The 21,101-nt window shown below is 60.4% G+C and carries 20 protein-coding genes; 8 read left to right on the top strand and 12 right to left on the bottom strand.

Annotation, left to right across the window (positions count from 1 at the left end; all coding sequences use genetic code 11):
- The first annotated feature begins 28 nt into the window (after positions 1 to 28).
- From AB3226_RS08230 to AB3226_RS08240, 3 genes are all read left to right on the top strand, one after another.
- A complete protein-coding gene (locus AB3226_RS08230) occupies positions 29 to 1,789 on the top strand; it encodes an ATP-binding protein (RefSeq protein ID WP_367372713.1) in 1,761 nt (586 codons plus the stop codon).
- The gene (locus AB3226_RS08235) at positions 1,789 to 3,123 is read left to right on the top strand and encodes a sigma-54-dependent transcriptional regulator (RefSeq protein ID WP_367372714.1); all 1,335 of its coding nucleotides are present in this window, start codon (positions 1,789 to 1,791) and stop codon (positions 3,121 to 3,123) included. The genes AB3226_RS08230 and AB3226_RS08235 overlap by 1 nt, the downstream gene beginning before the upstream one ends.
- Before the next feature lie 318 nt (positions 3,124 to 3,441).
- Positions 3,442 to 4,761, top strand: a complete 1,320-nt coding sequence (locus AB3226_RS08240; protein WP_367372715.1) for an MFS transporter — start codon at positions 3,442 to 3,444, stop codon at positions 4,759 to 4,761.
- Between the two features lie 84 nt (positions 4,762 to 4,845).
- On the opposite strand, the gene AB3226_RS08245 is transcribed toward AB3226_RS08240, so the two are convergent.
- Together AB3226_RS08245 and AB3226_RS08250 are read right to left on the bottom strand one after the other, a co-directional pair.
- The gene (locus AB3226_RS08245) at positions 4,846 to 5,655 is read right to left on the bottom strand and encodes an IS3 family transposase (protein WP_367372716.1); all 810 of its coding nucleotides are present in this window, start codon (positions 5,653 to 5,655) and stop codon (positions 4,846 to 4,848) included.
- Between the two features lie 20 nt (positions 5,656 to 5,675).
- Positions 5,676 to 5,972, bottom strand: coding sequence for a transposase (locus tag AB3226_RS08250; RefSeq protein WP_367372298.1), 297 nt, complete (start codon positions 5,970 to 5,972; stop codon positions 5,676 to 5,678).
- 452 nt (positions 5,973 to 6,424) lie between these two features.
- Here AB3226_RS08250 and AB3226_RS08255 point away from each other — a divergent pair, with 452 nt between their 5' ends.
- Positions 6,425 to 7,054, top strand: coding sequence for a flavin reductase family protein (locus tag AB3226_RS08255; protein WP_038981917.1), 630 nt, complete (start codon positions 6,425 to 6,427; stop codon positions 7,052 to 7,054).
- Here AB3226_RS08255 and AB3226_RS08260 read toward each other — a convergent pair whose 3' ends face one another.
- Entirely contained in the window at positions 7,055 to 7,285 is a 231-nt protein-coding gene (locus tag AB3226_RS08260; protein ID WP_123357993.1) for a hypothetical protein, read from the bottom strand.
- Positions 7,286 to 7,326: 41 nt separating this feature from the next.
- Positions 7,327 to 7,680, bottom strand: coding sequence for a putative quinol monooxygenase (locus AB3226_RS08265; RefSeq protein WP_367372717.1), 354 nt, complete (start codon positions 7,678 to 7,680; stop codon positions 7,327 to 7,329).
- Positions 7,681 to 8,104: 424 nt separating this feature from the next.
- Between AB3226_RS08265 and AB3226_RS08270 the strand changes: the two genes are divergently transcribed.
- Positions 8,105 to 9,034 carry an AraC family transcriptional regulator N-terminal domain-containing protein gene (locus AB3226_RS08270; protein ID WP_367372718.1) on the top strand — a complete coding sequence of 310 codons (930 nt, stop codon included), beginning with the start codon at positions 8,105 to 8,107 and terminating at the stop codon, positions 9,032 to 9,034.
- A 184-nt stretch (positions 9,035 to 9,218) separates the two neighbouring features.
- Here the strand turns inward: AB3226_RS08270 and AB3226_RS08275 are convergent, their stop codons facing one another.
- The 6 genes from AB3226_RS08275 to AB3226_RS08300 form a co-directional block, all read right to left on the bottom strand.
- Positions 9,219 to 10,274 (bottom strand): ABC transporter ATP-binding protein, encoded by a 1,056-nt coding sequence (locus tag AB3226_RS08275; RefSeq protein WP_052967300.1) that lies wholly within the window; start codon positions 10,272 to 10,274, stop codon positions 9,219 to 9,221.
- Between the two features lie 18 nt (positions 10,275 to 10,292).
- Positions 10,293 to 11,141 carry an ABC transporter permease gene (locus tag AB3226_RS08280; protein WP_367372719.1) on the bottom strand — a complete coding sequence of 283 codons (849 nt, stop codon included), beginning with the start codon at positions 11,139 to 11,141 and terminating at the stop codon, positions 10,293 to 10,295.
- Positions 11,138 to 12,046 carry an ABC transporter permease gene (locus tag AB3226_RS08285; RefSeq protein ID WP_052967302.1) on the bottom strand — a complete coding sequence of 303 codons (909 nt, stop codon included), beginning with the start codon at positions 12,044 to 12,046 and terminating at the stop codon, positions 11,138 to 11,140. The genes AB3226_RS08280 and AB3226_RS08285 overlap by 4 nt, the downstream gene beginning before the upstream one ends.
- A gap of 194 nt (positions 12,047 to 12,240) precedes the next feature.
- Positions 12,241 to 13,344, bottom strand: coding sequence for an ABC transporter substrate-binding protein (locus AB3226_RS08290; RefSeq protein ID WP_367372720.1), 1,104 nt, complete (start codon positions 13,342 to 13,344; stop codon positions 12,241 to 12,243).
- Between the two features lie 218 nt (positions 13,345 to 13,562).
- On the bottom strand, positions 13,563 to 15,011 hold the full coding sequence (locus AB3226_RS08295) for an aldehyde dehydrogenase family protein (RefSeq protein WP_367372721.1): 1,449 nt from the start codon (positions 15,009 to 15,011) through the stop codon (positions 13,563 to 13,565).
- Positions 15,008 to 16,645: a 5-guanidino-2-oxopentanoate decarboxylase gene (locus AB3226_RS08300; protein ID WP_367372722.1), complete on the bottom strand. Its 1,638-nt coding sequence runs from the start codon at positions 16,643 to 16,645 to the stop codon at positions 15,008 to 15,010. The genes AB3226_RS08295 and AB3226_RS08300 overlap by 4 nt, the downstream gene beginning before the upstream one ends.
- Before the next feature lie 159 nt (positions 16,646 to 16,804).
- Here AB3226_RS08300 and AB3226_RS08305 point away from each other — a divergent pair, with 159 nt between their 5' ends.
- Complete coding sequence (locus AB3226_RS08305) at positions 16,805 to 17,686, top strand: LysR substrate-binding domain-containing protein (protein ID WP_367372723.1); 882 nt, start codon at positions 16,805 to 16,807, stop codon at positions 17,684 to 17,686.
- 242 nt (positions 17,687 to 17,928) lie between these two features.
- Here AB3226_RS08305 and AB3226_RS08310 read toward each other — a convergent pair whose 3' ends face one another.
- Positions 17,929 to 18,543 (bottom strand): NAD(P)-dependent oxidoreductase, encoded by a 615-nt coding sequence (locus AB3226_RS08310; RefSeq protein WP_367372724.1) that lies wholly within the window; start codon positions 18,541 to 18,543, stop codon positions 17,929 to 17,931.
- Between the two features lie 223 nt (positions 18,544 to 18,766).
- Complete coding sequence (locus AB3226_RS08315; protein WP_367372725.1) at positions 18,767 to 19,648, bottom strand: MBL fold metallo-hydrolase; 882 nt, start codon at positions 19,646 to 19,648, stop codon at positions 18,767 to 18,769.
- Between the two features lie 114 nt (positions 19,649 to 19,762).
- Between AB3226_RS08315 and AB3226_RS08320 the strand changes: the two genes are divergently transcribed.
- Together AB3226_RS08320 and AB3226_RS08325 are read left to right on the top strand one after the other, a co-directional pair.
- Positions 19,763 to 20,668: a LysR family transcriptional regulator gene (locus AB3226_RS08320; RefSeq protein WP_367372726.1), complete on the top strand. Its 906-nt coding sequence runs from the start codon at positions 19,763 to 19,765 to the stop codon at positions 20,666 to 20,668.
- 232 nt (positions 20,669 to 20,900) lie between these two features.
- A complete protein-coding gene (locus AB3226_RS08325) occupies positions 20,901 to 21,077 on the top strand; it encodes a hypothetical protein (protein WP_367372727.1) in 177 nt (58 codons plus the stop codon).
- Positions 21,078 to 21,101 lie beyond the last annotated feature (24 nt).

Consider the following 21,101-nt stretch of genomic DNA (forward strand, 5'->3'; position numbering starts at 1 on the left):
GCCCGACTTTCTACCTGTTTGCACTAACATGCTGCCGACTTCCCGTACCCTGCGCCTGTCGTTGTACACCCTGCTGATCATCGCCGGTGCCGCCCTCGCCGCGACCCTGGCCATCCGCCATGCCGAACGCCAGGCGCTGGTCGAAGACGCCGCCCGCGCCAATCAGCAACTGGCGCTCTACGCCAATTCCCTGCACACCCTGATCGACCGCTACCGCGCCCTGCCCGCCGTGTTGGCGCTGGACCCGGAATTGCGCGCCGCGCTAAACGGTGAAGTGAGCCCCGAAGAGCAGCTTGCGTTGAATCGCAAACTGGAGAAAATCAACGGCGCCGCGCAGTCCTCGACCCTGGAGTTGCTCGACCGCACCGGCCTGGCCGTGGCCGCCAGCAACTGGCGTTTGCCCAGCAGTTACGTCGGCCACAACTATGGCTTTCGCCCCTACTTCAGCCAGACCCGCACCCAAGGCACCGGGCGCTTTTATGCGGTGGGCGTGACCAGCGGCATCCCCGGCTACTTCCTGTCCAGCGCGGTAACCAGCGACAGTGACGAGTTCCTCGGCGCCATGGTGGTCAAGCTCGAATTCCCGGAACTTGAGCGCGAATGGCGTCAGGGCAGTGACACGTTGCTGGTCAGCGACGCACGCGGAATTATCTTCATCGCCAATCAGCCTGGCTGGCGCTATCGCCAATTGAAACCGCTGAGCGACAGCGATCGCGCCGAGCTCAAAGCCACCCGCCAATACGACAAACAGCCACTGACCCCGCTTGACTATCAATCGGTGCGACGCTTCGACGACAACAGTGCGCTGACTCGCGTCGTTGGCCCCGACGGGACGGCGGATTACCTCTGGGAATCGCTGCCGCTGGCCGCCGAAGGCTGGACGCTGCACTTGTTGCGCCGCCCGCAAGTCGCGTTCGAAGACCGCCGCAACGCCGGGCTCGCCGCCGCTGGTGCCTGGCTAACGCTGGTGTTTCTGTTGCTGTTTCTCAACCAGCGCTGGCGCCTGGCCAAACTGCGCCAGCGTAGTCGCGAAGAACTGGAACGACTGGTTGAAGAACGCACCCGAGATTTGCGCACCGCCCAGGACGGGCTGGTGCAATCGGCGAAACTCGCGGCCCTCGGCCAGATGTCTGCGGCGCTGGCCCATGAAATCAACCAGCCGCTGACCGCCCAGCGCATGCAGCTTGCTACTCTGAGGCTGCTGCTCGATCACGGCCGGGTCGAGGACGCCTACAAGGCGCTCAAACCGGTGGACGACATGCTCACGCGCATGGCCGCTCTCACCGGCCACCTGAAAACCTTCGCCCGCAAAAGCCCCAGCGGTCTGCGCGAACGGCTGGACCTGGCGGCGGTGGTCGATCAATCCTTGCAGTTGCTGGATGCGCGCCTGCGTGACGAGCACATCAGCACCGTGCTGCATCTGACTCGTCCGGCCTGGGTGCGTGGCGATGCAATTCGCCTGGAACAGGTGCTGATTAACTTGCTGCGCAATGCCCTGGATGCAATGCACGACAAACCCTGCAAGCGTCTGGAAATCCGCCTCGAAGCTGATGAACAATTGTGGCGCCTGACCGTCGCCGATAACGGCGGCGGCATTGCCGAAGAGAACCTGGGTAAAGTGTTCGACCCGTTCTTCACCACCAAACCGGTGGGCGATGGCCTGGGCCTCGGGCTGGCCGTCTCGTTCGCTATCGCACACGAGGCAGGCGGACGCTTGAGTGCCGATAATGGTGAAAGCGGCGCGGTGTTCACCCTGACGTTGCCCATTGATCTGGAGGTGCCTGCTTGATGCTCAATTCGGTGATGGTGGTCGATGACGAAAGCAGCATCCGCAGCGCCGTCGAACAGTGGCTGAGCCTGTCAGGGTTCGAGGTGCAGCTATTCAGTCGCGCCGATGAGTGTCTGGCGCAACTGCCGAAACATTTCCCCGGAGTGATTCTCAGCGACGTGCGCATGCCCGGCATGACGGGGCTGGAGCTGCTGGCCGAAGTCCAGCGTCGCGATGCCGACTTGCCGGTGATCCTGCTGACTGGTCACGGTGATGTGCCGATGGCCGTCGAGGCGATGCGCGACGGCGCTTATGATTTCCTCGAAAAACCCTTCAGCCCGGAAACCCTGCTGAGCAGCCTGCGCCGCGCGCTGGACAAGCGAAGGCTGGTGCTGGAAAACCGTGCCCTGCACGAGCAGGCGGACAATCGCGCCAAACTCGATGCCACCCTGCTGGGGGTGTCCCGTGGCTTGCAGACGCTGCGTCGGCAGGTACTGGACCTGGCAACGCTGCCGGTCAATGTGCTGATCCGGGGCGAAACCGGCAGCGGCAAGGAGTTGGTTGCCCGTTGCCTGCACGACTTCGGCCCTCGCGCAGACAAGCCTTTTGTGGCGCTGAACTGCGCGGCGATTCCCGAGCAGTTGTTCGAGGCCGAACTGTTCGGCCATGAGAGCGGCGCGTTCACCGGCGCCCAGGGCAAACGCATCGGCAAGCTCGAATACGCCGACGGCGGCACGCTGTTTCTCGATGAAATCGAAAGCATGCCGCTGGCCCAGCAGGTGAAACTGCTGCGGGTGCTGCAGGAACAGAAGCTTGAGCGATTGGGTTCCAACCAGAGCATCCACGTGGATTTGCGGATCATCGCCGCGACCAAACCTGACTTGCTGGATGAAGCCCGGGCCGGGCGTTTTCGCGAAGACTTGGCCTATCGATTGAACGTCGCCGAGTTACGTCTGCCGCCGTTGCGTGATCGGCGTGAAGACATTCCCTTGCTGTTCGAGTTCTTCGCGCAGAGTGCCGCCGAGCGTTTGGGCCGCACCTTTACGCCCTTGAGCGGGCCGCAACTGAGCCATCTGCTGAGCCACGACTGGCCGGGCAATGTGCGTGAACTGGCGAACGTCGCCGAGCGACAAGTGCTGGGTCTCGGCGAGCCGGAACCGGCGGGGATCGACCCCGGTCAGTCGCTGGCGGCGCAGCAAGAAGCCTTCGAAGCACATTGCCTGCGGGCGGCTTTGACCCGGCATAAAGGTGATGTGAAAGCGGTGCTTGAAGAGCTGCAACTGCCGCGCCGGACCTTTAATGAAAAGATGCAGCGGCATGGGTTGAGCCGCGAGATGTTTTTGCAGGACAGCTGATTTTTGGGGTGTCTGTATGGGCCTCATCGCGGGCAAACCCGCTCCCACAATGACCGAGTCGAACACAGATTTTGTGCATGACACAGATCCTGTGGGAGCGGGTTTGCCCGCGATGAGGTCAGCACAGGCACAGCAAATCCAAGCCCAGAATAAGCGGATTTCCGCTCGCGCCCAATCCTGAATAAGCGGATTTCCGCTCAATCAAACCCGCTCCCCCCTCTAAACCGGCCCTCCTCCCCTTGGCACAGCTCCTGCTATAGCTCCAGCAGGCTGCGTTTTAACGCGCTCCACAAAAACAATTAAACGAAGGATCCTTCAATGGATAACTCCAACGCCTTGCCTCTTGGGTCGGCTGCCGCGCCGGCGAAAGAAAGAACCACCGCTAGCCGGATCAAATCGATCTTCAGCGGCTCTGTCGGCAACATGGTCGAGTGGTACGACTGGTACGTCTACGCCGCCTTCTCCCTGTACTTCGCCAAAGCCTTCTTCCCCAAAGGCGACACCACCGCACAACTGCTCAACACCGCCGCAATCTTCGCCGTGGGCTTCCTGATGCGCCCGATCGGTGGCTGGCTGATGGGTCTCTACGCCGACAAGGCCGGTCGCAAACGCGCATTGATGGCTTCGGTTTACCTGATGTGCTTCGGCTCGCTGCTGATCGCTCTGAGCCCGGGTTATGAAACCATCGGCATCGGCGCGCCGATCCTGCTGGTGTTCGCCCGCCTGCTGCAAGGTTTGTCGGTCGGGGGTGAGTACGGCACCTCGGCGACTTACCTCAGTGAGATGGCGACCAAGGAACGTCGTGGCTTCTACTCCAGCTTCCAGTACGTGACCCTGATCTCCGGCCAGCTCATCGCCCTGGCGGTGTTGATCGTGCTGCAACAGACCTTGACCACTGAAGAGCTGTACGCCTGGGGCTGGCGCATTCCGTTCGCCATCGGTGCGCTGTGTGCCGTGGTCGCGCTGTACCTGCGTCGTGGCATGGAAGAAACCGAGTCGTTCACCAAGAAAGAGAAAGCCAAGGAAAGCGCGATGCGCACCTTGCTGCGTCATCCCAAGGAACTGATGACCGTGGTCGGCCTGACCATGGGCGGCACGCTGGCGTTCTACACCTACACCACGTACATGCAGAAATACCTGGTGAACACCGTCGGCATGAGCATCTCCGACTCCACGACGATTTCCGCGGCCACGCTGTTCCTGTTCATGTGCCTGCAACCGATCATCGGCGGGCTGTCGGACAAAGTCGGTCGTCGTCCGATCCTGATCGCCTTCGGCGTTCTGGGTACGCTGTTCACCGTGCCGATCCTGACCACCCTGCACACCGTCCAGACCTGGTGGGGCGCGTTCTTCCTGATCATGGCGGCACTGATCATCGTCAGCGGCTACACCTCGATCAACGCGGTGGTCAAAGCCGAGCTGTTTCCGACCGAGATTCGTGCGCTGGGTGTTGGTTTGCCATACGCACTGACCGTGTCGATCTTCGGCGGTACCGCTGAATACATCGCGCTGTGGTTCAAGAGCATCGGCATGGAAACCGGTTACTACTGGTATGTCACGGCGTGCATCGCGGTGTCGTTGCTGGTGTACGTGACCATGAAAGATACCCGCAAGCATTCGCGGATCGAGACGGACTAATAGTCACATTGATCGAGGCTGTTATGGCCTCTTCGCGGGCAAGCCTGTAGCGGTCCAGTTTTTTTAGACCAATCTGTAGAAGTATTAGGCCGCCAGCTGCTCAAAGAGCGCTGGCGGCAGGTCGTTCGAGGCAGTGTGGCAACGGCGATGGTTGTAGTGCGAGATAAAATCCATCACATCCTTCTCCGCCTCGAAATGATTCTGGTAGCCGCCCTGCGGCATCCAATCGTGTTTCAGCGTTCTGAAATAACGCTCTACCACCGCATTGTCCCAGCAGTTGCCACGGCGGCTCATGCTCTGGACGATCCTGCTTTCTGCCAAGCATGCAACAAAACGGTCAGCGGTGTACTGACAGCCCTGGTCTGAGTGAAATAGCAGCTCAGGCATCGGTCGACGCAGCGCTACCGCCAGCCTTAGCGCCTTGATAGACAGCTCGGTGTCTGCGGTCCTTGAGCACGCCCACCCGACGATCCTGCGTGAAAACAGATCCATCACCACCGCCAGATACAACCAACTGTCTTTCACTTTGATGTAGGTGATATCGCCTGCCCAGAGCGTATTTGGCTGGATTGGATTAAAGCGACGATCAAGTATGTTCGGCGCAGTCACCGCAGGCTTGGTAGCACGGCGATAGTGGGCATAACGTGGCCGGCGCCTTGGCAGACCGAGGGTCTTGATCAAAGTGCCCATTCGATAGCGCCCGATGAAAATGCCCGACTTTCTTAACTCTTTGGATAGCCCACGAGCGCCGAGCGCCTCACGATGCTCTTTATGTAGCGCACGAATTTGAAGCTCCAAGGGGCGCTGGGCTAGGCGGCGCTGCTCAGGTTTGCGCTTAACGTAATAGCTACTGCGGGCAAAACCGAGCACCGAGCAAATGCGTCGAACCGACATTCCCCCTCTAGCGCCATCAATCACTTGGTTCGACCGAACAGAACCTTTAGATGAGAGGGCAATTGCTTTTTTAGCACTTGGTTCTCGGCCTCGAGCAACGCCAGTTTCGCCTGCAACGACTCGATCATTTCCTGATCTTGTGGCCGAGTTGGCTGCAACATTCCCGCCTGCTCCCGGCGCCAACTCAGAACCCAACGACGTAGGGCTGTGGGTCCAACCTTGGTTAGCTCACAGGCTTTAGGGATGGAGTAATTCATTTCCACAACCAAGCGAATGGCTTCCGCTTTTTCCTCGGCCTTAACAACCCGATATCCCATGATGCTTCCTTAGGTCGAGACTCCTACATCATGGTCCAAAAACAGTGAGCCACAATAGCCTCGCTCCTACAAGGGCATCGCAATCCCTGTAGGAGCGAGGCTTGCCCGCGAAAGCCACGACTCGGTCTCGCAATCATCCCCGCCGCTAATACCTTCGCCGCCGACGGTTACGACCGCAGCGACGCGGCCCGCACCAACTGATCCCTGAACGCAACACCACAGCCCGGCCTTCGCCGGGCTTAGTCGTTTCTGGGAAGCACACAAAACCCTGTGGGAGCGGGCTTGCCCGCGATGAGGCCATAACATTCAACATCTGTGTTGACTGTCAAACCGCTATCGCGGGCAAGTCGGATCGCCGCACCGCCGCTCCCACAGTGATCGAGGATGGACTGGAAATATGCCGCTGGCCCTTGCACCATGGCGGCCTTCCGATAGAACGCAGGAATTCACTCATGCCCGACGACATCCACTTCTACGAACCCGCCAACGGCCACGGCCTGCCGCATGACCCGTTCAACGCCATCGTCGGCCCGCGCCCTATTGGCTGGATTTCCTCCCAGGACGCCAACGGTCGCTTGAACCTGGCGCCCTACAGCTTCTTCAACGCCTTCAACTACATTCCGCCGATCATTGGGTTTTCCAGCGTCGGGCGTAAAGACAGCCTGAACAACATCGAGCAGACCGGCGAGTTCGCCTGGAACCTGGCGACCCGCCCACTGGCCGAGCAGATGAACCAGAGCTGCGCCATGGTCGGGCCTGAAGTCGACGAGTTCGAACTCTCCGGGCTGACCACCGTCGCCTCGAAAGTCATTCAGGTGCCACGAGTCGCCGAAAGCCCGGTGTCCTTTGAGTGCAAGGTCACGCAGATCATTCAGTTGCAGCGCGCAAACAAGGAAGTAGTGCCTAGCTGGCTGATTCTCGGCGAAGTGGTCGCCGTGCACATCGCCAAATGGCTGTTGAAGGATGGGGTGTACGACACCGCCGCGGCAGAACCGATTCTGCGCGGCGGCGGGCCGGCGGATTACTTTCAGCTGGGGCCAGAGGCATTGTTCAAGATGTTCCGCCCGGGGGCGGTCAAGTAATTACCAGAGCAGGTCGGCGTCTTCTTTAACGTCTTTGAGGCGGGTCAGCTCTTTGGCCGCGGCCTCGTCGGCTTCATGAGCGGTCTTGAAGGTCTGGTCTTCCAGCACTTTGTGAAAACGCGGGGCACCGGAACCACCCAGGGCTTTGACGGCAATCGCGGCGTGGTAACCGCCCTCGCCCGGTACTACTGCTGAAACGGCTTCGAAGTGTTCAAAGGCTTTGCGTGCCATGTCGCGGATCCTGGCTAATGGAGAGTTGCGCCATTAAACCCTCAACCGGCGAGTTTGTGTACCGCTGCCTGGGACTGGCCAAGGGCCTGGGCCGCCGAGACATCCTTGAAGGTATGGAAATCCAGGCTATTGACCACCATCTCCTGCACCAGCTCGGCAAAAATCTGCATCGCCGGGCTGCCGAAGTAAGCGGTCATGGCCTGTTGGTGGGTCCAGAAACCGGACACCAGCCACAACTCCGGATCGCATTGCGAGTGCTGCAGGGCAAAGCTCAGGCAACCCGGTGCGTTGCGCGACGGCTCGATCAGGGCGCTCAGGCGCGCACCGAGTTCTGCCGAACGCCCGGCGCGGGCGCGGACAAAGGCCATATGACTGACGGGGATTTGCGTAGACATGTTCAACCCTCCCAGGTCATCCAGTGGCAGCCGGGGACGGGCTGCGACAGGATCCAAGATTAGGCGGTGCGCCCTGGTCGTCGTTAGTCGATTCCTGCCGGGTTGTTGCACAATCCTGCGCGGCCGTCATCGCCACCTGCACAAGCTGTAAACCACGGTCATGGCACTGTCATATGAGATTCGGGCAAGTGTGCTGAACTCATGCAGGAGCTGCCGAAGGCTGCAATCTTTTGATTTTGAAAGACCAAGTCAAAAGATCGCAGCCTTCGACAGCTCCTACACAAGCAAAGCCGCGCCCGGCAAACGTTGGAGCGCAGATCCACCCCATGCAGAATCAGGCAAGCATTTCGCAGAATGTGTCTACCGCCTCGGCTTGCACAAATTTATGCTCTGCACCATTCCACCTCCTCTGAGGAAGCCGTGCATGCCTTCACTCGATCACCTTCAAGCCCCGCTGGATGCCGACATGGAAAAACAGCGCGCGGAACTGGCCGCCCTCATCCGTCGTAACACGATGGAGGATGGCACTTATGCCACCGCCGTCGGTTCGCTGTTCATGTCGCGCCACAGTCAAAACCATGACTTCGCTCCAGTGCTGGCGCAACCGGCCCTGTGCATCATGGCCCAGGGACGCAAGGAAGTACGGCTGGCGGATGAATACTTCAATTACGACCCGCTGAATTACCTGGTGGTGTCGGTCTCGATGCCGTTGAGCGGTCGGGTGGTGAATGTCTCGCCCGAGGAACCGATCCTCGCCGTACGGCTGGACATCGACCCGGCGGAAATCAGTGCGCTGATTGCCGACGCCGGCCCCATCGGCGTCCCCACACGGCCCACTGGCCGCGGCCTGTATGTGGAGCAGATCGACACGGCAATGCTCGATGCCGTGCTGCGTCTGGCGCGTTTGCTGGACACACCGAAAGACATCGCGATGCTGGCGCCGCTGATTCGTCGGGAGATTCTGTATCGGCTGTTGCGCAGCCAGCAGGGTCATCGGCTGTATGAGATTGCCATTGCCAACAGTCAGAGCCATCGCATCAGCCAGGCGATCAAATGGCTCAACGGCAATTATGAGCAACCGCTGCGCATCGATGATCTGGCGCGGGAAGTGAACCTGAGCGTGTCGACATTGCATCACCGGTTCAAGGCGATGACGGCGATGAGTCCGCTGCAGTATCAAAAGCAGTTGCGTCTGCAAGAGGCGCGGAGGTTGATGCTGGCCGAAGGGCTGGAAGCTTCGGCGGCGGGTTATCGGGTGGGGTATGAAAGCCCTTCGCAATTCAGCCGGGAGTACAGCCGATTGTTTGGCGCGCCGCCGCTCCGGGATTTGGCGCGATTGCGGTTGTCGGTTTGATCCAAAATTTGTTGTGTGGCTGATGGCCTCATCGCGGGCAAGCCCGCTCCCACAGGATGATCTGCCCCCCAAAAGTTGGACACCAATCCTAATTTTGGGGTCAGATCAGGATTGGTGTACACCGGTCCACTGTGGGAGCGGGCTTGCCCGCGATGAGGCCAGGAAGGCCAACATCAAATCTGGATCAGGCGCTCAGTACTCGGCAAGCCTCAGCCGGCAATGTCACCGACACCGGATTGCCAATGCTTAACCCAACCCCCTGACACGGCGTGCTCAACGCGGTAAACGACACCCCGGAACACTCGACAGTCGTTTCAATCGTCGCCCCGATATCCCGCACAAATGTCACCTTCCCGAGCAAGCGATTCCCCGCCGTGGCCTGAGGTTGCGACAGTTGCAGGTCTTCCGGGCGAATCAGCATCTTCACCTTCTCCCCCACCACAATGCTGCTGCAGATCGGCACTTGCAGCGCGTCGCCACCGGGCAAGCTGACCTTGCCGTTGCCCAGCGCCGTGGCCGGGAAAATATTCCCCGAACCAATAAAGTCCGCGACGAATTCATTGGCCGGATGCCGATAGATTTCAATCGGCGTACCCACCTGCTGCACCCGATGCTCACCCAGCACCACCACGATGTCGGCCATGGTCATGGCTTCGCGCTGGTCGTGGGTGACCATGATGGTGGTGATGTTCAAACGCTGTTGCAACTGACGGATTTCCACCTGCATCGACTCACGCAACTTGGCGTCCAGCGCCGACAACGGTTCGTCGAGCAGGAGGATTTTCGGCCGCGAGGCAATCGCTCGGGCAATCGCCACGCGCTGACGTTGCCCGCCGGAGAGTTTTGCCACCGGGCGATCAATCATTTCCTGCAGCTGAATCAGCTCCAGCAACTCCACCACCCGCGCCTGTTGATCAGCCTTGCTGACCCCGCGCAGCTTCAGCGGATAGGCGATGTTCTCCCCCACCGTCATGTGCGGAAACAGCGCCAGCGATTGAAACACCATGCCGAAATTACGCTGGTGCGCCGGCGTATGGCCGATGTCTTCACCGTCCAGGCGAATCTCGCCACCGGTCAGGGTTTCGAGCCCGGCAATCATCCGCAGCAAGGTGGTTTTACCGCAGCCCGAAGGGCCGAGAAAACACACCAGTTTGCCCTCGGGCAAATGCAGGTTCACATCCTTTACCGCACAGGCCGAGCCGTAATGTTTCTCGACGTTTTCCAGAATCAGACCAGTCATTTGAATCACCTCAAGAAATCAGAACGAAACGCCGCCTTCGCCAACCAACTTTTCCAGCGCCCAAATGAGCACGAAGTCGATCAGCACGATCAGCACGGCAAACGAGAAAACGGTAGGGTCGAGCGAAGACACGGTGCGGCTGTACATCCAGATCGGCACGGTCATGACGTCGATGGTGTAGAGGAAATAGGTCACGGTGAATTCGTTGAACGAGACGATGAACGCCAGCAGCATGCCCGCCAGAATCCCTGATTTCATCAACGGCACCACCACATCGACAATCGCCCGAGTCGGTGAAGCGCCGAGCATTTGCGCAGCCTCTTCGACTTCGCTGCCGATGGAGAGCATCGCCGCGGTGCAATTTTTCACCACGAACGGCAGCGCCAGAATCACGTGGGCAATCACCAGTCGCGAGGTGGTGATGTGGAACGGCAGGCTGTCGAACACCAGCAGCAAGGCCAGGCCCAACACCACCATCGGGAACACCAGTGGCAGCGACATCAATTGCAACGCCACGGCCTTGCCGCGAAACTCGCAACGGGTCAGGGCATAGGCTGCCGGCACCGCGATAATCGTGGCGAAAATCATGGTCAGGCAGGCCACCATCAAACTGGTGGACATGGCTTTGCCGAGGCTCAGCACGTCGCTGGAGTCTGGTGACACAAAGGTGTTCCAGGCGGCTTTGTACCATTGCAGGCTATAGCTGCTGGGCGGGAAGTCGAGGTTCGACGCGCCGCTGAACGACATGACGATCATGGTCAAGATCGGCAGCACCGCCAGCAGCAAAATGAAACCCGACAGGATGCCGGCGAACTTGCCGGTATCGCCCGGCAGCAGCGAGTGACGCTTCTTGATCAGGGTGCTCATTGGGAAGCCTCCAGCATGCGCCGACGACGGCCGGTGATGTATTCGGACAAGGTCATGATCGCCAGGGTGGTAACGATCAGCACCACACCGGCAGCAGAGGCGGCGGGCCAGTTCATCAACGGAGCGATCTGGTCATGCACCATCACCGCCAGCATCGGCACGCGCCGACCACCGAGCAGCAGCGGCACCACAAAACTGCTGGCGTTGTAGGCGAACACCAGCGTCGCGCCGGTGATGATCCCCGGCAGACTCATCGGCAATACCACTTGGCGAAACACCTGCAAGCGACTGGCGCCTAGGGTGGCAGCGGCTTCTTCATAAGTGCGAGCGACGCCGCGCATGGCGCTGGCAATTGGCAGCACGGCCAAGGGGAACGCGGTTTGCACCAGGCCCATCAACACGCCGTTCTGGTTGTACAGCAGCATGATCGGGCGCTTGATCAGGCCCAGGCCCATCAGCGCCTGATTGAGCATCCCGCCGGGGCCGAGAATCACCAGCCAGCCATAGCTTTGCAGCAGCAGGTTGACCAGTAAGGGCAGCAGCACCGCCGCGAGGAAGATCCGCCGCACGAACGGTGAGGTCAGCCGCGACATGGTGTAGGCCACCGGGATCGCCAACAGCACCGCAATCACCGCGCTGATCAGCGCCAGGCGCAACGTCAGCAGCAACGATTTGAGGTAATAGGGTTCCAGCAATTGGGCGTAACTGGCCAGGCTGAACCCGGTCCACTCCGCGCCTTTGGTGCCGACGCTCATGCGCAGCACCAGCAGGCTTGCGGCAATCAGCACGCCGAGAAACAGCATCGACGGCGAGAGAAAAAACCAGGCACGCGCCGTCGGTGAGACACCCCGATTGATGCGCACGGGTGCGGCGCTTACCGGATGGGTCAGAGGTTGGTGTTCCATAGCAAAGGGTCTCGTCAATGGAAAGCAGCTGACAAACACAAGACTTGAAACCACTGAAGATCCCTGTGGGAGCGGGCTTGCCCGCGATAGCAATCTGTCAGTCACATCGTTGTCGACAGGGAGGCCGTCATCGCGGGCAAGCCCGCTCCCACAGGGATCTTCAGTGGTTTGAAGATCCTGTATTCGCCACTCGATCAGGAAGAAAAGATTTCCGTGTAACGACGAATCCATTGGTCATGCACGGTGGCCAGGAAGGCGTTGTCGTGCATGATCGCCTTCTCGGCAATCTGCTCCGGCGTGAGGATGTACGGGCTCTTGCGCGCTTCGGCGGAGATGATCGCCTTGGCGTTGACCGGGCCGTTGTAGATGTCTTCGGCCATCTTGCCCTGCACCAGCGGGTCCAGAGAGTGGTTGATAAAGGCATAGGCCAGGTCGGTATCGCCCGGACGATTCTTCGGCATCACCGACAGCATCAGGTCGGTGTAGAAGCCTTCCTTCATGCCAAACGTGGCGCCCAGGCCGTAGGCCGGGTCGCGAATCTGTTTCGGGAAAAACGCCGGCGCGTACAAGCCGCCCATGTCCAGCGAACCGGTGCGGAACAGCTCGGCGATCTGGTTCGGGTTTTCGCCCAGGGTCACGACGCGATCTTTCAGCTCGGCGAGTTTCTTGAAGCCTGGCTCGATGTTGTGTTCGTCACCACCGGCCAGTTTGGCGGCGATGATGATCAGGTCCATGGCCTCGGTCCAGTTCGGCGGCGGCAGGAAGATGTTCGGCGACAGCTCCGCATCCCACAGGGCGGCATAGCTGTCTGGCGCTTCTTTGATGGTGCGGGTGCTATAGACCAGGCTGTTGCACCACAGCAGGTAACCGATGCCGTGACCGTTGGCGCCGGTGCGGTATTTTTCCGGCACGTCGATCAGGTTAGGGATGCGGTTGAGATCGGGTTTTTCCAGCAGGTTGGCGGCGGCCAGACCTTCGGCGCCGACGCCGGCCAGAGTGATGATGTCGTACTGCGGACGATCACCGCCGGCCTTGAGTTTGGCGACCATTTCCGAGGTGCTGCCGGTGCGGTCAGCGATGACCTTGCAGCCGTACTTGGCTTCGAAGGTTGCCGCGATATTGCGCAATGCTGCAAGGCCGGTGTCATCGGACCAGGTCAGCAAGCGCAGGGTCTTGCCCTGGAAGCGTGTGTCGCTGGCATTGGCCTTGATGAACGGCATGCTCATGGCCGCCGCAGCCACGGACGCCACGCCCACGGTTTTGATGAATTGACGTCTGTTCAGATCGTGCTCGCCCATGAAGGACTCCCTTTGTTTTTTTAAGTATGAGGTTGGTCGCAACCGTTGCATCCGCGCGGCCAGATCAGCTTCAAGCTCCCGGTTTCAATGGGCCTTGGCGATGCCAGCGGGTTCATCCTGAGGTCGTGCAAAACACCTGACTATCGATAAAAACTCATTGAAGCCATGACGCTGATGCATGCCTCATCGCGAGGCATGCGCTCACCTTTTTCGTGCCTTCAGACGGCCCGAATCACGTGTTTTATTTCCTGGAAAGCCTGCAAGCCCCACGGCCCCAATTCGCGGCCGATGCTGCTCTGTTTGTAGCCACCCCAAGCGGTCTGCGGGAAGATCACTTGCGGCGCGTTGATCCACACAAGCCCCGCCTGCAAAGCGTTGGCGACCCGATCGGCCGCTTCGGCGTCGCGCGTAACCACACTGGCCACCAGGCCGAACTGACTGTCGTTGGCCAGGGCAATCGCCTCGGCTTCAGAGGTGAAACTGCGCACGCAGATCACCGGGCCGAAAATCTCTTCGCACCACAACGCACTGTCGAGGGGCGCGTCGATGAAAATAGTCGGCTGCAAAAAATAGCCGCGTGGCAGGTCTGCCGGACGATTACCGCCGCAGATCAACTTCGCGCCTTCGCTCAAACCGCGATCGATGTGGCCCAGCACGCGTTGGTATTGCGCCTGATTGACCAGTGCGCCCATTTCCACGGTCGGGTCGAACGGGTCAGCCACGCGAATGGCTTCGGCACGCGCCTTCAATCGCGCTACAAATTTTTCCGCCAACTCATCGGCGACCAGCACGCGACTGGTCGCGGAACACATCTGCCCGGCGTTGAAGAAACCGCCGCCACAGGCCACTTCCACGGCCAGCTCGATGTCGGCATCGGCGAGTACCAGCAGCGAAGATTTGCCGCCCAATTCCAGGCTCACACCCTTCACGGTTTCTGCTGCGCGCTGCATGACCTGGACACCGACCGCGTTGCTGCCGGTGAAGGAAATCTTGGCGATGCGCGGATCAGCCGACAGCGGCGCGCCGACGGCCAGGCCAGTGCCGCAGACCAGATTGAACACACCGTTTGGCAGACCGGCTTCGGCAATGATCGTCGCCAGTTCCAGCTCCGGCAGCGGTGTCACTTCCGACGGTTTAAGCACCACGCAGCAACCGGCAGCCAGGGCCGGGGCGAGTTTCCAGGCAGTGGTGACCATCGGGAAATTCCACGGCACGATCAGCCCCACCACACCGCATGGCTCGCGGCGCAAACGGGCGCTGAAATCGTCGCTCGACAATGCCACGACGCTGTCCTGTTTCGCGTCCAGGCCTTCGGCCAGATCGGCGTAATACTCGAACGTGGCGATTACATCGTCGACATCGATGGCCGCTTCGAACAGTGGTTTGCCGTTGTTGCTCGACTGCAATTTCATCAACTGCTCGCGACCGGCGTGTACGCCTGCGGCGATTCTGCGCAGGATCGCTCCGCGCTCGGCGCCGGTGGTTTTCGACCACTCTTTGAAAGCGTTGGTCGCCGCTGTAACAGCCTGATCGACAGCGTGTTCATCGCCGCCGTTTACGGTGGTCAACAGGGCTTCTGTAGCTGGGTTGATCACGCGCAGATGTTCGTTACCGGCGGACCATTGACCATCGATGAACAGGCCGTCCAAAGTAGTTGGAAAACTCATTTCGACACCGCCTTCATCCATTGGGCCTGATCGATTTCAATCAGGGTCGGGCCCTGGCGATCGGTGGCGAGGCGCAATGCACTGCGCAGTTCTTCGACACCGCTGACCGCCTCGGCGGCGCAGCCCAGCGCCTTGGCCACACCGATGAAGTCCGGGGTGTAGATGTCCACGCCCACCGGCTCGATGTCGCGGTTGACCATGTATTTCTTGATCTCTTCGTAGCCCTGGTTATTCCACAGCAGGACGATCACCGGGGTGCGTGCTTCCACCGCACTGGCCAGTTCCGGCAGGGTGAATTGCAGACCGCCGTCGCCGATCAGGCACAGCACCGGAGGGCGTGCACCGCCTTCGACGCGGCCACCGAGCCAGGCGCCAATCGCTGCCGGCAAGGCGTAACCGAGGGTGCCGTAACCGGTGGACGAGTTGAACCAGCGGCGCGGGCGTTCCGGGTTGAACGTGAGGTTGCCGGTGTACACCGGTTGGGTCGAATCGCCGACGAACACCGCGTTCGGCAATTCGTGCAAAACGGTTTCCAGGAAACGGGTCTGAGCCAGCGTCGGGGCGTCCCAGGTTGCGGCCAGTTCATCGCGTAAACGCGCGGCACGCACCTGGCCCCAATCGTTGCGACGCTCGGCCAGCGACTGGTGGGACAGCGCACTCAGCAAGGCCTGAGCGGCGTTGCGCGAGTCGGCCACCAACGCGACTTTCGGCGGGTAATTACGCACGGTCTGGTCGGGGTCGATGTCCACGCGCAGCAACACGCCGGGAATGTCGAAGCCACCGGCGAAGGTGACGTCGTAATCGGTTTCGGCCAGTTCGGTGCCGATGGCCAGCACCACGTCGGCCTCGGCGACCAGCGCACGAGTGGCTACCAGGCTTTGGGTCGAACCGATCAGCAGCGGATGGCTGGATTCGAGCATGCCTTTGGCATTGATGGTCAGGGCCACCGGCGCATCCAGCAGTTCCGCCAGTTCAGTCAACTCGGCCGCGGCGTCGATGGCGCCGCCACCGGCGAGAATCAACGGGCGCTTGGCCCCGGCCAACAAGTCGGTCATGCGGCTGATCGCGCTTGGCGAAGCACCGGCGCGATCAATGTTCACCGGCACGCTGGCGAGCAAGTCATCAGCTTCTTCGACCAACACGTCCAATGGAATTTCGATGTGCACCGGACGCGGACGGCCAGCCTGGAACAGCGCGAAGGCGCGGGCCAATACGCCCGGCAATTCAGCTGCCGACATCAAGGTGTGGGAGAACGCTGCGACGCCACCGACCAGTGCACCTTGGTTTGGCAACTCATGCAACTTGCCGCGACCGCCGCCCAATTGGCTGCGCGATTGCACGCTGGAGATCACCAGCATCGGGATCGAGTCGGCGTAAGCCTGGCCCATGGCGGTGGTGATGTTGGTCATGCCAGGGCCGGTGATGATGAAGCACACACCCGGTTTGCCGCTGGTGCGCGCATAACCGTCGGCCATGAAACCGGCGCCCTGTTCGTGACGCGGAGTGACGTGGTTGATGCTCGAACGGGCCAGCCCGCGATACAGCTCCACGGTGTGAACCCCGGGAATGCCGAACACCTGCTCGACCCCGTAATCTTCGAGTAACTTGACCAATACTTCGCCGCACGTCGCCATGTCTTTGCCCTTTTTGTTCGTTTGAGACGCCGGGCCTGCGCAGTGTTTATGATGGGTTGGCAGGTCCAGGGATGGCCTCATTGGAACGGGCGACACGTAGCCGCAACAATGGATAAAAAGTCATACTAGCCATGTCTTCACGTCATACCTTGGGTCCCCATGAAACGATTGCCTCCCCTGCCGGCGCTGCACACTTTTCTGATCACCGCGCAGTGCTGCAACTTCACCCGGGCCGCCGAACAACTGCACATCACCCAAGGCGCGGTGAGCCGGCAGATCGCCGGGCTGGAAGATCATCTGGGTTATGAGCTGTTCATTCGCCAGGCGCGAGGCTTGAGCCTGACCGCCGAAGGACGGGAATGGCTGCCACGGGTGCAGCAGATTTTCGGCCTGATCGACGAGGCCGTGGAGCAGATCGGCGAGAAGCGCGAAACCCTGCAACTGAAAGCCCCGACCTGCGTGATGCGCTGGCTGTTGCCGCGCCTGTTGCAGTGGCAAAAGGAACGCCCGGATGTACCGGTGGAATTGACCACCACGGTGAAACACGGCGTGGACTTTCATCGCGAGCAGTTCGATGCGGCGGTGATGTATGGCGCGCCGCCGGACAGTTCACTGGCCTCCCAGCATCTGTTCGATGAGCAACTGACGCCCGTGTGCTCCCGACCGATGCTTGAAGGGCCGATGGCTTTGCAAACACCGGCCGATCTGCAACAGCACTTGTTGCTGCACCCCACCCGCGATGAACGGGACTGGAACGCCTGGCTGAAGGCTGCGGATATTCGGCTGAGCAATGTCGGCAAAGGTCAGCATTTCGAAACCCTGGACCTGGCGATGTCGATGGCGTCTCAGGGGACAGGTGTAGCGATTGGCGATTGGTCGTTGATCGGCGATGACCTGAGTGCCGGGCGGCTGGTCATGCCTTTTGATTTGAAGGTGAAAACCGGGTTGGCGTATTACCTGGTGTTCCCCGAAAAACCGGAGCCTTCGCCGAAGTTGCGCGAATTGATGGGATGGTTGGTGGAGCAGGCGCAGAGTCGCTGAAACCCAAAAAGCATCGCGGGCAAGCCCGCTCCCACAGGATATCCACTGTCCTGTGGGAGCGGGCTTGCCCGCGATAGAGGCCGTACAGTCGACATCAATGTCACTGATCGTTCCCACGCGCAGCAAAGGAATGCAGCCCGGGACGCTCCGCGTCCCTTCCAAAGCCGAACGCGGAGCGTCCGTTGAGGCATTCCTTTGCTGCGCGTGGGAACGATCAACGCTGGCGTGCGGTGTGGCGGGGATCAATACCCGACAGTAAACCGCTGGCGGGAATACTTTGGCGTTTCCACTTCATCCAGCAGCGCAATGGCGAAGTCAGCAAAGGTAATCCAGCTACGGCCCTGCGCACTCACCAGCAAGTCATCCTTGCCGACCCGAAACGTGCTGGTGCGCTCACCTTCGACAAACTCTGCCGACGGCGACAAGAACGTCCAGTCCAGGTCATTTTCCTGACGCAAGGTACTCAGGAAAGCAGCACCGGCGCTGGCCTCGGCCTTGTATTCTTCCGGGAAACCTTCGCTGTCGATCACCCGCGAGCCGTCCGGCAGCAACAGCGAACCGGCACCGCCGACCACCAGCAGACGCTTGACCCCGGCCTTCTTCACCGGTTCGATGATCGCGCTGGCAGGGATGGTGGAGAAGTGCGCAGCGCTGATCACCGCATCATGCCCGGCCACGGCGGCTTGCAATGCAGCAGCGTCGAGCACGTCCACGCTTTTGCTCAAGACACCGGCACGCGGGGCGATTTTCGAGGTGTCGCGGGCGATGGCAGTGACGCTGTGACCGCGACGCAGGGCTTCTTCCAACAGTTGACTACCGGCACGACCGGTGGCACCGATGATTGCGATGTTGCTCATGACGTTTCTCCAGTTGTGGTGATGTAGTTGTAGTGGTTTGGCAATGCTCACTGTGGCGAGGGAGCTTGCTTCCGCTGGAGTGCGAAGCGCTCCCCTGCACTCCATCAGGCACACCGCATTTACAGGTTTTACGACTGCTTCGCAGCCGAGCGGGAGCAAGCTCCCTCGCCACAAGATTTCACTCTTCAGATATTTTCATTGGTTAGTGAGATTGCTCAGCGGATCACCACTTCATCTCGCCCTTGGCGACTTTGGCGCTCAGCTCCAGCGAGCTTTCTTCGCCCAGGCTCGGGTAGCGTTTTTTCATCGCGGCGATCAGTTCGGCAGCGTCTTTCGCCTTGGCGGTTTCTTCGTCGAAAGCCTTGATGTAATCGGCAGTGAACTTCACCGCCGCCAGAGAACGCGCGCTCTCACCAAGGTAGTGACCCGGCACGATGGTGGTCGGTTTCAGCGCTTCGATCGCGTGCAACGTCTTCAGCCAATCGGCATGGGATTGCGCGGTCTGGGTGTCGGCCATCCACACGTGAATGTTTTCCGCGACCACCACGCCACCGACCACAGCCTTGATCGACGGGATCCACACAAAGCTGCGATCCGGCTGCTTGCCGTCCAGGCCGATCACCTGCAATTTCTGCCCTTCCAGCATCAGGCTGTCGCCCTTGAGCACCTGCGGCACGATGGTTTTGTTCGGCACGTCGGCGCCCATTTTCGGGCCCCAAAATGCCAGTTTGCCGTCGACGGTTTTTTTGATGTGATCAACAGTCGGTTGCGAGGCCAGCACTTTGGCATTCGGGAACGCTTTGGTCACGGTGTCGAGGCCGAAGTAGTAATCCGGGTCACCGTGGCTGATGTAGATGGTGGTCAGTTGCTTGCCGCTGGCGCGGATTTTTTCCACCACTTGTTCGGCTTGGGCTTTGCCGAATTGCGCGTCCACCAGAATCGCTTCTTTCTCGCCGCTGACCAGCACCGAGGTCACCGGGAAGATCGCGTTGGTGCCAGGGTTGTAGACGTCCAGCGTCAGGGTGGACGCCGCAGCGGCATGGGCCGCGAAGCCGAGCGTGGCGGTTGCCAGAAGAATACGTTTGATTGAAGTGAAGCCGATCATCTGTTGCTCCGTTGTCCGAATGCCATGCTTGGCGATGTGACAGAGCTTAGTTGCCTGGTTCAATACAAAAAATGCGATGCTTGAACATAGTTTGTTTCTGAAAGCGGGCAAATCATGGATCGTCTACAAGCAATGCGGGTGTTCGTCACGGTGGTGGACCTGGGCAGCCAATCGGCCGCCGCCGATCACCTGGACCTGTCACGGCCGGTGGTTTCACGCTATCTGGCGGAGCTGGAAGATTGGGTCGGCGCGCGCCTGATGCACCGTACCACGCGCAAATTGAGCCTGACCGCCGCCGGTACTGAAATTCTGCCTCGCTGTCGGCAGATGCTCGATTTGTCCACCGACATGCAGGCCGCAGTCAGCGAACCGGACGACGCACCGCGAGGCCTGCTGCGGATCAGCGTCAGCACCTCGTTCGGCCAGGCGCAACTGGCGGACGCCATGGCGGCTTATGTCAAACGTTACCCCGGCGTCAGTATCGATATGCAAATGCTCGACCGCACGGTGAACCTGGTGGATGAACGCATCGACCTGGCCATTCGCACCAGCAATGATCTGGACCCAAACCTGATCGCCCGGCGGCTGACGGTCTGCCGCTCAGTGATCTGCGCCTCCCCCGCTTACCTGCGCGAGCACCCGACACCGAACCGCGTCGAGGACCTGAGCCTGCACAACTGCCTGACCCATTCCTACTTCGGCAAGAGCCTCTGGCATTTCGAACAGGACGGCGAGCCCGTCTCGGTGCCGGTGCAGGGCAACATCAGCGCCAACGAAGCCAGCACGCTGGTACGCGCGGCAATGGCCGGCGCCGGCGTGGTGATGCTGCCCAGCTACCTGGCCGGTGTGCATATCCACAGCGGCGAACTGATCCGCCTGCTGCCCCAGGCCGAGCCCAGGCAGATGAACATCTATGCCGTGTATGCGTCACGCAAGCACATGCCGGCGGCGTTGCGCAGCATGCTGGATTTTCTGGTGCTCAGATTTCCGGAAGAACCTGCGTGGGATGCCGGTCTGTAAACACCTCCCCTGTGGGAGCTGGCTTGTCGGATCGCCGCACCGCTGCGATGGCGTCGTCACATCCAACAATGATGCTGACTGACAGCCCGCTATCGCAGGCAAGCCAGCTCCCACAGGGGATATCAGTGTTCTGAATATCGCGCCAACCGCGAAAGCGGCTTTGCTGCAAACTCACCCCCGCTGACCTATGCTCAAAACAGTACCGAAAGGTATTCGTTCAGAGGTCAACGCCATGAACATCAAAACAAAAAGATACCTCGCCATTTTCATCACTTGCGCGGCGACGCTGGCGCTGTATGGCACAGCCGCCTGGCGTGTCGAGCAGTTGCGACAAGTGCCCCATGACCATGCAAGCTGCTACTTCGAGCGCTGCATTCCCCACAACGCGAGTCTCAACGCCCTCCGATGACGATCGCCCTGTGGCGAGGGGGCT

This window comes from Pseudomonas lini, assembly GCF_964063345.1.
GTDB classification, from domain to species: domain Bacteria; phylum Pseudomonadota; class Gammaproteobacteria; order Pseudomonadales; family Pseudomonadaceae; genus Aquipseudomonas; species Aquipseudomonas lini_B.

What these genes read in the sequence shown, in the direction of transcription:
- AB3226_RS08230 (WP_367372713.1), top strand. Translation starts at nt 29, where the DNA reads ATGCTGCCGACTTCCCGTACCCTGCGCCTGTCGTTGTACACCCTGCTG.
- AB3226_RS08235 (WP_367372714.1), top strand. Translation starts at nt 1,789, where the DNA reads ATGCTCAATTCGGTGATGGTGGTCGATGACGAAAGCAGCATCCGCAGC.
- AB3226_RS08240 (WP_367372715.1), top strand. Translation starts at nt 3,442, where the DNA reads ATGGATAACTCCAACGCCTTGCCTCTTGGGTCGGCTGCCGCGCCGGCG.
- AB3226_RS08245 (WP_367372716.1), bottom strand. Translation starts at nt 5,655, where the DNA reads ATGTCGGTTCGACGCATTTGCTCGGTGCTCGGTTTTGCCCGCAGTAGC.
- AB3226_RS08250 (WP_367372298.1), bottom strand. Translation starts at nt 5,972, where the DNA reads ATGGGATATCGGGTTGTTAAGGCCGAGGAAAAAGCGGAAGCCATTCGC.
- AB3226_RS08255 (WP_038981917.1), top strand. Translation starts at nt 6,425, where the DNA reads ATGCCCGACGACATCCACTTCTACGAACCCGCCAACGGCCACGGCCTG.
- AB3226_RS08260 (WP_123357993.1), bottom strand. Translation starts at nt 7,285, where the DNA reads ATGGCACGCAAAGCCTTTGAACACTTCGAAGCCGTTTCAGCAGTAGTA.
- AB3226_RS08265 (WP_367372717.1), bottom strand. Translation starts at nt 7,680, where the DNA reads ATGTCTACGCAAATCCCCGTCAGTCATATGGCCTTTGTCCGCGCCCGC.
- AB3226_RS08270 (WP_367372718.1), top strand. Translation starts at nt 8,105, where the DNA reads ATGCCTTCACTCGATCACCTTCAAGCCCCGCTGGATGCCGACATGGAA.
- AB3226_RS08275 (WP_052967300.1), bottom strand. Translation starts at nt 10,274, where the DNA reads ATGACTGGTCTGATTCTGGAAAACGTCGAGAAACATTACGGCTCGGCC.
- AB3226_RS08280 (WP_367372719.1), bottom strand. Translation starts at nt 11,141, where the DNA reads ATGAGCACCCTGATCAAGAAGCGTCACTCGCTGCTGCCGGGCGATACC.
- AB3226_RS08285 (WP_052967302.1), bottom strand. Translation starts at nt 12,046, where the DNA reads ATGGAACACCAACCTCTGACCCATCCGGTAAGCGCCGCACCCGTGCGC.
- AB3226_RS08290 (WP_367372720.1), bottom strand. Translation starts at nt 13,344, where the DNA reads ATGGGCGAGCACGATCTGAACAGACGTCAATTCATCAAAACCGTGGGC.
- AB3226_RS08295 (WP_367372721.1), bottom strand. Translation starts at nt 15,011, where the DNA reads ATGAGTTTTCCAACTACTTTGGACGGCCTGTTCATCGATGGTCAATGG.
- AB3226_RS08300 (WP_367372722.1), bottom strand. Translation starts at nt 16,645, where the DNA reads ATGGCGACGTGCGGCGAAGTATTGGTCAAGTTACTCGAAGATTACGGG.
- AB3226_RS08305 (WP_367372723.1), top strand. Translation starts at nt 16,805, where the DNA reads ATGAAACGATTGCCTCCCCTGCCGGCGCTGCACACTTTTCTGATCACC.
- AB3226_RS08310 (WP_367372724.1), bottom strand. Translation starts at nt 18,543, where the DNA reads ATGAGCAACATCGCAATCATCGGTGCCACCGGTCGTGCCGGTAGTCAA.
- AB3226_RS08315 (WP_367372725.1), bottom strand. Translation starts at nt 19,648, where the DNA reads ATGATCGGCTTCACTTCAATCAAACGTATTCTTCTGGCAACCGCCACG.
- AB3226_RS08320 (WP_367372726.1), top strand. Translation starts at nt 19,763, where the DNA reads ATGGATCGTCTACAAGCAATGCGGGTGTTCGTCACGGTGGTGGACCTG.
- AB3226_RS08325 (WP_367372727.1), top strand. Translation starts at nt 20,901, where the DNA reads ATGAACATCAAAACAAAAAGATACCTCGCCATTTTCATCACTTGCGCG.